Raw genomic sequence first — 13403 nt, forward strand, 5'->3', positions numbered from 1 at the left:
CCAATCATTGGCAGTGGATTAGCGATGTATCACCTTGGCACTAGCAACCCAATAAACAAAGGTCATGGCCAAAAAGGCGCTGAACAGGGCCACACTGTGTAACGGCTTGACGAGCAGAAACACCAGGGCGAACCCTACAAGGGTGAGGGTAAATTTTCCCATCTCACCACGATAAATTTGTTGTAAAGCAAAGTTTACATGCGCTGCCCCCACTATACGGAAGGCAAAGTAAGCAAAGTAGGCACTGGGGATAATTTGCAACAATCCACCCAGCAGCAGGGAGTAGGAGAAAGTCACACTCAACCCTAAACCGATGGCAGCCATCGGCAGAAGAATGGACATCTGGATAAGGCAAACTTTAAAAACCGGTGGTTTTTGGATGCTAACCTGATTCATTGGCTCTTATCTGTGTGGTGTACCCGGTTAAATGTTCAGTCATTTGTTCGGTCACTGCCACGGCCAACTGCATCATTGCCAAGTTTGGTTATTGTTAAACACCTAATGGCTTGCTGGTTAACATTGGTTGCTTGTTCCTGAAGCGATTCCTAACTCACACTCAACGCGCCCTAAAATTGTGCTGAACTCTCTGCGGAGTTCGAGCGGCGTGAATTATAGGGTTATTCCCCACCACGTTCAACAAACGGCGTTCGGTTTTGGACTACAACTTTATGGGGAGAAAGACCGTACAACCGCCGTAGTTAAGTACGATTACAAGCAAACGCAATAATAAAACGCTCGCTAATTCAGAATATAACGATGCTTACTGGCCAAAGCGATGACAAGCAGACAAAACACCTCATCCGGCGGCTGAGATGAGCGCTGACGCCCTAATTTAGACCAATGTCTAAGAGGATAATTGCCCTGAAACGGATCTTTACCTATCCCCTACTGGATAACTGAAAAGGGACCCGTTGGGCGCCACCGCCTGCTAAATCACCACTGCCGAATGGGGCGCTAGTATAGCGGGGCATAGCCAGTTGTACATATAGCCACTTGTACATAAAGTGCTTGCCGTTCGCTGCGCCCAGGCTACAAGGTTGCTGTGAATCCGGGAATTATTGGCAGCCAGCTAACGGATTTCGGATCTGGCGGCCCTTCGACGGGCCGAGGGCAGTTTTATTCGAGGTCTAAGTGTTTACAGGGCGATGGCATAAAATGGAAATTTGTTCACTCTAGGCCCGTAATTTCAGAAATCTGAACCACCCGATGCTCTCTCGCACTGATCAAAGCCGCATCCAAAATCGCGGTTACATGCAAAGCATCATCAACCGCAACGGGCAGTTCAGCTTCCCCGTTCAGACTGTCTCTCAGCTGCAGATAGAATGCCGGCCAGTCTCCCTGGAGCGAGGGAACTTTCTCACAGGTTGCACTGTGAAATAAGGTGCCCCATTTTTCTTCCGGTTCCACCCCCCACTGTATCTGGCTCGACGACGGATGACGACCTGCGAAGGCCTGTTCAGTCTGGATATCCAGCCCATCCAGTTGAAACGAGGCTGACTCACCATCCGCACGAAAGCGAGGCCCGGGATTATGCTGCATCATAAGGCCGTTCACATGGCTGCGCTGTCCGGATTTGTGCGTAAGAATAATATAAAAACCATCATTCAGGTCCAAGTCGTGGGCCATTGCGTCCACTTGCGCGTAAACAGATGTGACCAGGCCCATAAGCATTACCTGTTGATCCACCAGATGACTGCCGAGATCTCTCAATAGCCCGCCACCGGACGCATTGCCCTCATTCTGTGGCGCGAAAGCTTCGATTGCATTGTAAAGGCGACGCAATCTGCCAAGCTTTCCGGAGGACAGTACGTGCTTGACTGTACGCACATCGGAATCCCAGCGGCGATTCATAAAAATAGTGACAGGTGTCTGATATTTTACCGACAGGGTTTTCAGGTTTCTGGCACTGGCATAGTCCATAGCAAAAGGTTTGTCAGAAACCACAGTGACTCCAGCTTTTAGCGCCAGTTCTATTAACTCGAACCGGCTGTCAGGTGGCGTGGAGATGACGACAGCATCAACGCCGGCCGCCAGCATGTCTGTCAAAGAATCGAAAATCGGCGTATTAGAGTAGCGCTCAGCAATCACTTGTCTTCGTTCATGTGAACGGGTGATGATTCCCGCTAGTTGCAAACCCTCTGTGGTAGAAATCAAAGGGGCGTGATAGTTGCTGCCGCCCACACCGAATCCAACGAGACCAATTTTACGCATTTTCGCACTCCAAAGATGGCAAACTGTTAAAGCTCTGCCGTGCAGTCACGAGGCTATTGCGGTGATCTGCTACTCGCGCGGAGCTTTTTAAAATAAAAATACCGAATAATTATAATTTGAAATTAAATTATCATTTATAATCAATGATTGGCAATCAGTTTGTCTTGAGAGTGTGTTCAGAAGAACTGCAGTGAAGATTTGAGAGCTAAGAAGTCGCTTAGTCTGTAAAGGCGCTAAAAGCTGGCGTAGCCGTTTTGTGAAGCCTGTGCCTAACATCAGCATTGGGGGGCTTTCTTGCGAATCCACTCGTGTAGCGCCGGTTGCAAACCAAATTCATGTACTCGAATAGAGACGACGTCGATTTGAGTGCTTTCGCACCGTGGGTGGCGCAGGTTTCAGCGATTCGTTGAATCACCCTGAGAAAAGCGAGGCATGGATGCCGAAGCTGAACGGGCATGGATTGAGAAGCGTACTGGATACGACGACAGAAATTTAGCTGTAGACCGGGCCGCAGCGTAGAACAACCCCTTAGTGCGAATGGCAATGCCACATTAAAAGCACTAGCTTGACCGCTAAAGGCAAAAAACAGCACAAACCCATGGCCAAAGTCGATGCAAAAAACGCGATTATTTAGCGTCATACCCCAAGTGGGCCAAGATGCCATCCAACTCGTCTAAGTTGTTGTATTTCAACACCAGTTTACCGGCGCCCTTGGCGGTGTGGTTGATCACCACCGGCACACCCACCTTCTCGGCCAAGCCTTCTTCCAGGTTTTTCAGGTCTGGGTTGGGTTGGGCCACGGGTTTGGTGTTTTTGGCTTGCTCTTGCAGGCGGCGCACCAGGGCCTCGGTTTGGCGTACGGATAGGCCTCGGGCAATGACTTGGTTGGCCACCTGCATTTGCTCATCCAACGACAGCGTCAGCAAGGCGCGGGCGTGGCCCATTTCTATGTCACCGTTTTCCAGCAGTTTTTTCACTTCATTGCCCAGGGCAATCAGGCGCAGCAGGTTGGTTACCGTGGTGCGAGATTTACCCACGGCTTCGGCCACTTCTTGGTGGGTAAGATCGAATTCGTCCTGTAACCGTTTTAGAGCGAAGGCCTCTTCCATGGGATTGAGGTCTTCGCGCTGGATGTTTTCGATCAACGCCATGGCGATGGCGGCTTCGTCCGGTACGTCGCGTACTACCGCCGGGATTTTATCCAATTGCGCCAGCTGTGTGGCGCGCCAGCGGCGTTCACCGGCAATGATTTCATAGCGATTGCCGCCCACCGGGCGCACCACGATAGGCTGCATAATACCCTGGGCTTTGATGGAGTCGGCCAGCTCTTGCAGGGCCTCGGGGTTCATATCCCGGCGGGGCTGGTATTTGCCGCGTTGGATAAACTCTATCGGGATCTCCATCAACCGGCCGTCTTCACCGGGGCTGGGTGAGGTCACCGACTCTATGGCTTCCGATACGCTGGCTGCGGGTTGTCCTTTGGGGGTAGCGCTGCCGCCGAGCAAAGCGTCTAAACCTTTGCCGAGTCCTTTTCGTTTACTGGTTGCCATGGTGTTTTACTGATTCGGTAGGGGTTATTGTTGCAGGGTTGGTTTACACCGCCTGGGCGTTGGATTCCGCCGTCGCATTGTGACGCCGCAGAATCTCGCCGGCCAAGGCCATGTAGGCCATCGCGCCTTTGGATTGTTTATCGTAGGCAATGACCGGCATACCGTGGCTGGGGGCTTCGGCCAGGCGCACGTTGCGCGGGATGACTGTGCGATATAGACGCCCGCCGAAATGTTCAGACAATTGCGCCGAAACATCGGTGGTCAAGCTACTGCGCGGGTCGTACATGGTGCGCAGTATGCCTTCGATGACCAGCTCCGGGTTGGTGTAGGTTTGGATCTGTTCGATGGTGCTCAACAGCGACGATAAGCCCTCCAGAGCGTAGTACTCGCATTGCATGGGGATAATCACACCATCACAAGCGGTGAGGGCGTTAACCGTGAGCATATTCAGTGATGGTGGGCAATCGATAAAAACGTAATCGTAATTAGGCCTAACCACTTCGATGGCTTTGCGCAGTTGTTGCTCGCGCTGGTCAATTGCCAGCAATTTGACTTCCGCTGCGGTTAAATCACCGTTGGCGGGCAGTACATCGAATTTAAACTCGTTGGTCACTGCGGCTTGTTCAATGCTGGCTTCGCCCACCAGCACTTCGTTCACCGATAGTTCTACATCGTTTTTATTCACCCCTGCACCCATGGTGGCATTGCCCTGTGGGTCCAGGTCGATCATCAACACACGTTTTTTTGCCGCCGCCATAGTGGCCGCCAAATTTACGCAGGTGGTAGTTTTGCCTACGCCGCCCTTTTGGTTGGTGATTGCAAAGACGTGGTTCAATCGGGTCACCCTAATGGTTGTGACTGGTTGTTATGGGCCTAGCGTCGGCGTTTGCGTAAGGCTGCCGGGCTTCGAAATGAAAGTCGAAAGGTCTAAGTTTACGCAATCGAGCCACAATGCCAATCACATTTATCAGATTTTGAGTAAGTAATTGACATGGAGCTAGCCCCGGCGGCAACCACAGGTGCCAAAATCGCCACCAAATAAAAACAATAAATACTTTAATATCAAAAACTTATAAAATTAATGGCCCTATCACACTAGCCCTTGCGCAGTTGCAGCAAATGGCGCTCGCCGACCTCGCCGGGAACCTCCAGAGGCCAGGTTTGCAGCAATTGGATATCGCCTGGCTTGGCATCCAATTCTGCACTGGGATACTGGCCTTTCATGGCCCAAAAGTAGCCGCCATCAGTCAACAGGTGGCGGCAGCCAGTGATCATGTCCTCGAGGCTGGCAAAGGCTCGGCTGATAACACCGTCGAAGGGCTGCTCCGGGGTGAAGGCTTCCACCCGCACATTGGCTACCTGCACGTTGCTCAACTGCAAGCGTGCCACCACTTCGGTGAGAAATCGGGTTTTTTTGCCGTTGCTGTCCAGCAGCGTCCACTGCCAGTGGGGTAATGCAATGGCCAACGGAATGCCGGGCAGGCCTCCGCCGGTGCCGACATCGATAAATCGCTGGGCATTGTCGTTGGCCAGGTGATTGAGCACCGATAAGCTGTCCAACACATGGCGGCCAACCATGTCATCCAATTTCCGTACGGACGACAAGTTATAAGCCTTATTCCACTTGTGAAACAACACCAAATATTGGCCCAACAGTTGGCATTGGGTCTCGCTCAGCGCGATCTCCATGGCGGCGCAACCCTGGCGTAGGCTGGCCTGCTGGGCGCTGGTTAACTCTGTTTGCACCTACACCGACTCCGCTTTGCGCAAGGCGCCCTGTTTTTTCAAGTACACCAAAATCAACGAAATCGCCGCCGGCGTAATGCCCGGTAGACGCGAGGCCCGAGCCAGGGTTTGTGGCCGAGCATCGCAGAGCTTTTGTTTCACCTCGTTGGAAAGCCCCTGCACGATGTCGTAATCGAAATCGACGGGGATTTGGGTGTTTTCATGGGCCCGCAGGCGGTCGATATCCTGCTGTTGGCGCTCAATGTAACCTGAGTACTTGGCGGCAATTTCCACCTGCTCGGCCACGCGTTCATCGGTAACAGCTTCACCTTTGATGTTGGCCAAATCGGTGTACTTCAGCTCTGGACGCTTGAGCAAATCGGCCAAGCTGTATTCTCGTTGTAGGGTGGGAATTTTTGCCTCTAAAGCTTTCGCCTCGGCACTGCCGGCCTGCACCCAGGTGCTGGCAAAGCGCGCTTGCTCCCGGGCTACGGCGTCACGCTTTTCACTGAACACCTGCCAGCGGTGGTCGCCCACCAGCCCCAGGTTGCGGCCGATTTCTGTCAATCGGTCGTCGGCGTTATCTTCGCGCAATAGCAAGCGGTATTCCGCCCGGCTGGTAAACATGCGGTAGGGCTCTTTCGTGCCCAGGCTAATCAAGTCGTCCACCAGTACACCGATGTAGGCTTCGTCTCGACGCGGACACCAGGGTTCTTTGTCCTGGGCGCGTAGCGCGGCGTTGGTGCCCGCCAGCAAACCTTGGGCACCGGCTTCTTCGTAACCGGTGGTGCCATTGATTTGCCCGGCAAAGTACAGGCCCTTCAAATAGCGGTTTTCCAAGCTGTACTGCAGCTCCCTGGGGTCAAAGAAGTCGTATTCGATGGCGTAGCCAGGCCGAGTGATATGGGCGTTCTCAAAGCCTTTGATGGAGCGCACGGCGCGCTCTTGGATATCAAACGGAAGGCTGGTGGAAATGCCATTAGGGTAGAGCTCGTGGGTGGTTAGGCCCTCGGGCTCAACAAAGATTTGATGCGAGTCTTTATCGGCAAAGCGATTAATCTTGTCCTCGATAGAGGGGCAATAACGCGGTCCCACGCCTTCGATGACGCCAGTAAACATGGGCGAGCGGTCAAAACCCTCACGGATGATGTCGTGGGTTTGCTCGTTGGTATGGGTGATCCAGCAACACACCTGTTGTGGGTGCTGTTCAACGTTGCCCAGATAGGACATCACCGGCAGTGGGGTGTCGCCCCATTGTTCTTCTAGGTCGGAGAAATCCACGCTGCGGGCATCAACGCGTGGGGGAGTGCCGGTTTTCAAGCGCGATACCGTTAACGGCAGTTCCCGCAGGCGATTGGCCAAGCCTATGCTGGGTGGGTCACCAGCCCGGCCGCCGCTGTAGTTTTCCAAACCAATGTGAATTTTGCCGCCCAGGAAGGTACCGGTGGTTAGCACCACGGTGTCGGCGGTGAACTTCAATCCCATGGCGGTGACCACGCCGGTGACGCGCTCGCCTTCGACGATTAAGTCTTCTGCCGCTTGCTGAAATATCTGCAAATTAGGCTGGTTTTCTAGGATTTCTCGCACCGCGGCCTTGTACAACACTCGGTCGGCTTGGGCACGGGTTGCCCGCACCGCAGGGCCTTTGCGGGCGTTTAATACGCGGAATTGAATGCCGCCAAGATCGGTGGCCCGAGCCATGGCACCACCCAGGGCGTCGATTTCTTTAACCAAATGGCTTTTGCCAATACCGCCTATGGCGGGATTACAGGACATTTGGCCCAGGGTTTCGATGTTGTGTGTCAACAGTAGGGTTTTACACCCCATACGAGCCGCTGCCAAGCACGCTTCCGTGCCAGCATGGCCGCCACCGATGACAATCACTTGGTAGTGATGACTGGTGTTCATGTTTATATCCTCACCCGCTGATAGGGGCAGACATTGGTTGCGTATTGCCACCTGGGTTGTTTTATCAACAACGCCCGGGCTAAGCGCATAAACGAAAGAGCGCGCGATTATACGGTTTGTTGAGCAATGGTCAATTAGTAATCAAAACTGTTTTTGGGTTTATTGGCAGGCAGATTTCAACATCGCCATCCACAGATTCGTACACGGTTTATTGAATGATTATTTTGTTTTTTTTAAAAAAATAAATTCACAGTCTTATAAATAATTAAGTAAAGAATATAAGTATGTATATAGGTAGAGAGTACTTTAATGTTGTTATTAATAGAGACGAAGAATTCTGTGGGGAACAGTAAAAAATACAACAAAATCAATAGCCTATAAGAATGATAACCCTGCGCACAGGGTGTTTTTCTAAGCTGATTCTGGCGTGCACCAGTTGTGGCTAATTTTGCTTGGGGATAAACAGGTAAATGTTTTAATCAGCTTATGCGAGCCTTTTACCACGGTTATACAAGAGTTGTTCTGAGTGCCAAAATGATTTTGTACACAGCTGGGATGACACTGGGTAAAAAATTGGTGAAACCTGTGAGTAAGTGTTAATAACTTTTTTGCAAGGTTTTTACCCTAGGGTATTTTGTGCATAACTTTGGCGTAATTTGTGGGAAAGCGGGTAAGTTCAAGATTTAGAAATGGGGTAGTTTTTTTAACTCGGTATCAGTTTATAGGTGGGCGGGCAGTGTTAACGCAGAGGCGAGTAGGCTTGGAGTGAAAGTTAGCCATTAGCGGGTTTGGCCAGCACTAGAAAGACGCCACCTGCCATTAATAGCAAGCCCAGCGCCCGCTTAAGTGAAAGCTGCAGTTGGCTAGCGCCTAACAGGCCGAAGTGGTCAATTACTGTCATGGCGATCAGTTGGCCTAGCAGCACAAAGGCAACGGCGTTGGCAACGCCAAAACGCGGCGCCACCCAGGTGATCGATAAAATATAAAACATGACGAAAAAGCCGCCCAAATAAAAATACCAAGGCGTGTGTGGGGCAAATACAGTGGCGGGCATACCCTGGGTGAGCAAGAGGTAGCTCAGGGCGACGCAGAAACCTATGGCAAACAATATAGCGGCTGCCAGGGCGGGGCTGTGTAAACGGGCGCCAAGGCCTGCGTTGAGGGCTGCCATCACCGGTATGCCGATGCCGGCAACCAGCATTAACAGTGCGTAAAACAGGGGGTGATTCATGGCTGGTTTCCTTGCCCTATAACACCCTGATCGGCGTTGCTCTGGGCTATTTACCGATACAAAAACTGGAGAATATGCGACCGAGCAGGTCGTCACTGGAAAATTTGCCGGTAATTTCATTGAGGCAGTCAGCGGCCTGGCGCAGATCTTCCGCCAACAGCTCCCCGGCTTGATGATCTTGGATTTGTGTCTCGCCGGCCTGCAATAAATCTAAGGCGCGGGTGATGGCGTCGATGTGCCGAGCGCGGGCGGTAAACTGGCCTTCTCCGGCGCTTTGCAAACCGGCGCATTGTTTTATGTGGGTTTTGATGGCCTCTAGGCCCTGGCCGGTTTTGGCCGAGACGGTATACAACGGGTAGCCCAGGCATTGGGGCGGCGCGGTTTGTGGGCAGCCGCTGGGCAGTAGATCGGCTTTATTGACGATAAGGCTGAGCTTGTCTCGCCCTGCTAGGCCTAGGCTCGTCAGTTCTTGTTCTATGCCTTGCGCCAACTGGTTAAAATCCAAATGACTGCCGTCCATGAGCACAAATACTCGGCCGGCTTTATCAATTTCGCTGCGCGCGCGTTCCACGCCCATGGCTTCCACTTGGTCTTCGGTGTCGCGTAGGCCGGCGGTGTCGCTGATGTGCACCGGCAGCCCGTCCACCAAGATTTGTTCGCGTAGGATATCCCGGGTCGTGCCGGCGATGTCTGTAACAATGGCGCTGTCGCGTTCGGCCAGGGCGTTTAACAAGCTGGATTTACCGGCGTTGGGCCGGCCGGCAATCACCAAGTGTAGGCCATCGCGCATAATCACACCCTGCTGGGCTTGGGCCAGCAGCTGCTCGGTTTGATTTATAAGTGAGGTTAGGTCACCCAGCACCTTGCCATCCGTCAAAAAATCAATTTCTTCTTCCGGAAAATCGATGGCGGCTTCAACGTAGATGCGCAGTTGAATCAGTTGCTCAACCAAGGCCTCCACCCGGGTTTTAAACGCCCCCTGCAGGGTGTTCAGGGCATTTTGCGCGGCGCAGTCGCTGGCGGCGTCGATCAAATCGGCAATGGCCTCAGCCTGGGTGAGGTCCATTTTGTCGTTTAAAAAGGCGCGCTCGCTGAATTCACCGGGGCGAGCAATTCTGGCACCTAATGCCATCACTTCTTGCATTAATCGGTTTAACACCACCGGCCCGCCGTGGCCCTGCAGCTCTAGCACGTCTTCCCCGGTGAAGGAGTTAGGCGCGGCAAATAGCAGGGCGATGCCTTGGTCGAGTAATTGGCCTTGTCGACTATTAAAATCGCCAAAGTGGGCGTAGCGGGGTTTGGGGAGGGTGCCCAATATGGCCTGGGCAATGGCGTTTGCCTTGGGGCCAGAGACTCGCACAATGCCCACACCGCTGCGGCCGGGCGCGGTGGCAATGGCGGCAATGGTATCGTTGCTGTGGCTGAGCGCGTTGCTTGGGTCGGTCATCGGCCTGGCCTTGGGTTAGCAGTGTGCCCAGCGACGATAATCGCTGGGTACGGGGCCTAGGTTAGTACCAGCGACGGCGCTGGTGACTAGGCTTCTTTTTCGATTTGGCGAGTAATTACCCATTGTTGGGCAATGGATAGGGTGTTGTTCACCACCCAGTAAACCACCAGCCCCGCCGGGAAGAATAGGAACATCACGGTAAAGATAATAGGCAAAAACTGCATGATTTTCGCCTGCATTGGGTCCGGCGGTGTGGGCTGGAGCTTTTGCTGCACAAACATGGTGATACCAAACAGCACCGGCAAAATAAAGTACGGGTCCATCACCGAAAGATCTTTGATGTAGCCCAGGAAGGGGGCGTGGCGAAGCTCAACGCTTTCCATCAACATCCAATACAGCGAGATAAATACCGGCATTTGGATCAGCATAGGTAGACAACCTGCGAAGGGGTTCACCTTTTCTTTTTTGTAGATCTTCATCAACTCGCCGGACATTTTTTGGCGGTCGTCGCCGTAGCGTTCTTTTAAGTCCGCCAGCATGGGCTGCAGCTTGCGCATTTTTGCCATGGAGCGATAGCTGATGGCGCTGGGGTAGAAGAAAATCAGTTTTATAATTAACGTCAAAATGACGATGGACCAACCCCAGCTACCGATGATGCCGTGGATGAAATCCAACAGGTGGAACAGCGGTTTGGCGATCCACCACAACCAACCGTAATCGACGGTTAAATCCAGATGCGGCGCCAGTGCTTCCAGGCGGTCTACGTCTTTAGGGCCGGCGTAAAACACGGCTTTAACGTTGAGCTTTTCACCCGCCGGAACCACAAATTCTGAGGTTTGGAAGGTTAAAAAGTTGTACTCACCCTGGCGTCGTAGGGTAAACAGGTTGTTGCTCTCTTGGGGCGGAATCCAGGCACTGACGAAGTAGTGCTGCACCATAGCCACCCAGCCACCGGTAATTTCAGTGCGGCGTTTATCCGCCGATAACTCACCGATTTCTTCCAGCTTATATTTTTTGTAATTTTCGTCCACCGTGGTAATGGCCGCGCCCAGGAAAGGGCTAACACCAAAGCCGGCCCCGGTTTTGGGTGGCTGATGGTTGTCGCGCTTTACTTGGCCAAACATAGCGCCAGACCAAGCCTCGGAAGATTGGTTATTAATGATGTATTCAACATCAATGGCGTGGTCACCGCGCTCAAAGGTAAAGCGTTTGGTAATGGCGACGTCACCCTGCTGGTAGTTGAGATCGACGTACATGGTGTCGTCGCCCTCGGACAGGGTGTACTGGGTTTTATCGCTGGCGAATACCGGCCGTTGTGAAGATTGATCGGTACCGTTTTTACCGATTAAACCACTCTGGGCTTCGTACACCTGATTGGCGTCGTTGGACAGCAACAAGAAGGGCTGTTTGCTGTCGAGATCTTTGAAGATGTCTAACAGCTCAACACGCACGATATCGCCGCCCTTGGGGTTGATGAGCACGCGAGCAACGTCGGTAATCACTTCAATGGTTTGGCCGCTGGCGCTGGCTGTGGTGGTGACAGCTGCGGGGTCGGTGGCTTGGGTAACCTCCGGCACAAAATTGTCACCGCCGGGGGCGTCTGTGCTGTCGCCATTGGTGGGCGCTTGGGCGCTAAAGTCATCCGCTGTTGCGGTTTGCGGTTGCTGTGCTGCGATGCGGGTAGCTAACTCTGCGTCGTAACGCTCGGAAAAACCAATCCATTGCTTTGCCAAAACCAATGCCACAACTGCGGCAGCGGCCAAAATACCAGTGCGTTGCCAATCCATTCTAATAATGCCGTACAGATTAATTAATTGAATTTGAGGGTTTGTCGGGCACCGGATCGAATCCGCCCGCATGCAAGGGATGGCATTTCAACAAGCGCTTGAGTGTTAACCAGCTACCGCGGCCAGCACCGTGTACTTCTAAGCTCTCTAAACAATAATGAGAGCAAGTGGGGTAGAAGCGGCACTGATTGCCTAACCACGGGCTTAACAGATACTGGTATACGCGCACCAAAGCGCTAAGCAGCGTTTTCATGACTGTGCTGAAATGCGATCCGCCTTGTCGTGTTTGTTTTGACTCTTGTGCAACCGGCGCCACTGTTTCGACAGAAGCTGGAAGAGTTCCGGGTTGCTGAGTTGGTCCAAATTTCTTCGGGCCAGAACTATAACATCAATACTGCCAATATAGTCCTGTTGGTGACGAAAGCTTTCACGGATAACGCGTTTTATGCGGTTGCGTTGGCAGGCCTGGCGGACATTCTTTTTAGCAATGACTAAGCCCAATCGCGGGCAGCCGAGATCGTTGCTACGTGCTAACAATAGAATGTTGGGATGGGATGCACGGGCGGTTGGCCCGGCAAAAACAGCTTGGTAATCGCAGGCGTTAAGCAGACGGGATCGTTTGGTAAAGCCCAGCATGCAACACCTGCGAAGCGCAGAAAGTAGCCGGAAAATTAAGCGGCTAGCTGCTTACGGCCTTTGGCACGACGACGAGCCAAAACTTTTTGACCGCCTTTGGTAGCCATGCGGGCACGGAAGCCGTGAGTGCGTTTACGCTTAAGATTACTCGGTTGAAAAGTGCGCTTCATGATGCAATCACCTAATCGTTGGACTAATTCAGAGTGTGGCCTAAATATAGGCGCTTAATGTTGCCCCGGGTTAACTGGCCCTTGATGGAAATGGGCTGTCGTTAAAACAGGCAGTCTTTTCTAAAGGAGGCGGGATTCTATAGAACCCAGTAAGCAATGACAACAGGTTATTTGCGAAATTGTGCAAATATCTGCTATGGGTAAATTAATCATAGCTTTTCACCATTTTATTCACAGGTTTATCCACAGTTTAGTGTTTTTGTTAATTAGTTCAATAAACTGGCACAAATTTTTTTTATACCTCTCTAAGATATTGAATTTAATAGATATAACTTATTAACACTGTCTGAAATAACTGATTTTATATGTGGATAACTGGCCTGTTTCTGGTTAGAATAAGCCGCTCTTTTGGATCACATCACTGCGATTCGTACCTGCCGTATTTGATCATTCTAAAACAACGACTGGTGTCGTTTTATTGCCCTTTTTGCTGTCGTTATCGCTGTCTCTAATGGAAGCGCGGTGTAACTGACTCTAAGTCACGCACCGTGGTACAAGATAGAGAATGTAGTAGATGCAGAATGCAGCCTCCTAAATAAGAGGATGTATTCTGTCAACGACTATCGGGCTTTACCCGTGGAAGCTTTGCCAGACCCATTCAAAAAGTCGCCAGAGCAACGTCCGTGGGCAGAGCTTAATCGCAAGGCAAAAAACGGCACAGTGTATATTATAAATAGA

12 protein-coding genes are annotated in these 13403 nt (G+C 52.0%); all 12 read right to left on the bottom strand.

The window, feature by feature from the left end:
• Positions 1-18 precede the first annotated feature (18 nt).
• The 12 genes from ACGHM3_RS25270 to rpmH all read right to left on the bottom strand — a co-directional run bounded on the left by ACGHM3_RS25270 (position 19) and on the right by rpmH (position 12665).
• Complete coding sequence (locus ACGHM3_RS25270) at positions 19-396, bottom strand: ATP synthase subunit I (protein WP_345427077.1); 378 nt, start codon at positions 394-396, stop codon at positions 19-21.
• Positions 397-1167: 771 nt separating this feature from the next.
• Positions 1168-2211, bottom strand: coding sequence for a Gfo/Idh/MocA family oxidoreductase (locus tag ACGHM3_RS25275; RefSeq protein WP_345427079.1), 1044 nt, complete (start codon positions 2209-2211; stop codon positions 1168-1170).
• A gap of 626 nt (positions 2212-2837) precedes the next feature.
• On the bottom strand, positions 2838-3761 hold the full coding sequence (locus ACGHM3_RS25280; protein WP_345427081.1) for a ParB/RepB/Spo0J family partition protein: 924 nt from the start codon (positions 3759-3761) through the stop codon (positions 2838-2840).
• A gap of 43 nt (positions 3762-3804) precedes the next feature.
• Positions 3805-4596: a ParA family protein gene (locus ACGHM3_RS25285; protein WP_345427083.1), complete on the bottom strand. Its 792-nt coding sequence runs from the start codon at positions 4594-4596 to the stop codon at positions 3805-3807.
• Positions 4597-4856: 260 nt separating this feature from the next.
• Positions 4857-5450 carry a 16S rRNA (guanine(527)-N(7))-methyltransferase RsmG gene (gene rsmG, locus ACGHM3_RS25290; RefSeq protein ID WP_345427242.1) on the bottom strand — a complete coding sequence of 198 codons (594 nt, stop codon included), beginning with the start codon at positions 5448-5450 and terminating at the stop codon, positions 4857-4859.
• Positions 5451-5507: 57 nt separating this feature from the next.
• Positions 5508-7394 carry a tRNA uridine-5-carboxymethylaminomethyl(34) synthesis enzyme MnmG gene (gene mnmG, locus ACGHM3_RS25295; protein WP_345427085.1) on the bottom strand — a complete coding sequence of 629 codons (1887 nt, stop codon included), beginning with the start codon at positions 7392-7394 and terminating at the stop codon, positions 5508-5510.
• Positions 7395-8166: 772 nt separating this feature from the next.
• Positions 8167-8625, bottom strand: coding sequence for a DMT family transporter (locus ACGHM3_RS25300; protein ID WP_345427087.1), 459 nt, complete (start codon positions 8623-8625; stop codon positions 8167-8169).
• Between the two features lie 46 nt (positions 8626-8671).
• A complete protein-coding gene (gene mnmE, locus ACGHM3_RS25305; RefSeq protein ID WP_345427089.1) occupies positions 8672-10072 on the bottom strand; it encodes a tRNA uridine-5-carboxymethylaminomethyl(34) synthesis GTPase MnmE in 1401 nt (466 codons plus the stop codon).
• Between the two features lie 86 nt (positions 10073-10158).
• Positions 10159-11859: a membrane protein insertase YidC gene (yidC, locus tag ACGHM3_RS25310; RefSeq protein WP_345427091.1), complete on the bottom strand. Its 1701-nt coding sequence runs from the start codon at positions 11857-11859 to the stop codon at positions 10159-10161.
• A 19-nt stretch (positions 11860-11878) separates the two neighbouring features.
• Positions 11879-12112, bottom strand: coding sequence for a membrane protein insertion efficiency factor YidD (gene yidD, locus ACGHM3_RS25315; protein WP_345427093.1), 234 nt, complete (start codon positions 12110-12112; stop codon positions 11879-11881).
• Positions 12109-12495: a ribonuclease P protein component gene (gene rnpA / locus ACGHM3_RS25320; RefSeq protein WP_345427095.1), complete on the bottom strand. Its 387-nt coding sequence runs from the start codon at positions 12493-12495 to the stop codon at positions 12109-12111. The genes yidD and rnpA overlap by 4 nt, the downstream gene beginning before the upstream one ends.
• A gap of 35 nt (positions 12496-12530) precedes the next feature.
• Positions 12531-12665, bottom strand: coding sequence for a 50S ribosomal protein L34 (rpmH, locus tag ACGHM3_RS25325; protein ID WP_345427097.1), 135 nt, complete (start codon positions 12663-12665; stop codon positions 12531-12533).
• Positions 12666-13403: the final 738 nt, after the last annotated feature.

Source organism: Halioxenophilus aromaticivorans, from assembly GCF_042850945.1.
In the GTDB taxonomy this organism is placed as follows: domain Bacteria; phylum Pseudomonadota; class Gammaproteobacteria; order Pseudomonadales; family Cellvibrionaceae; genus Halioxenophilus; species Halioxenophilus aromaticivorans.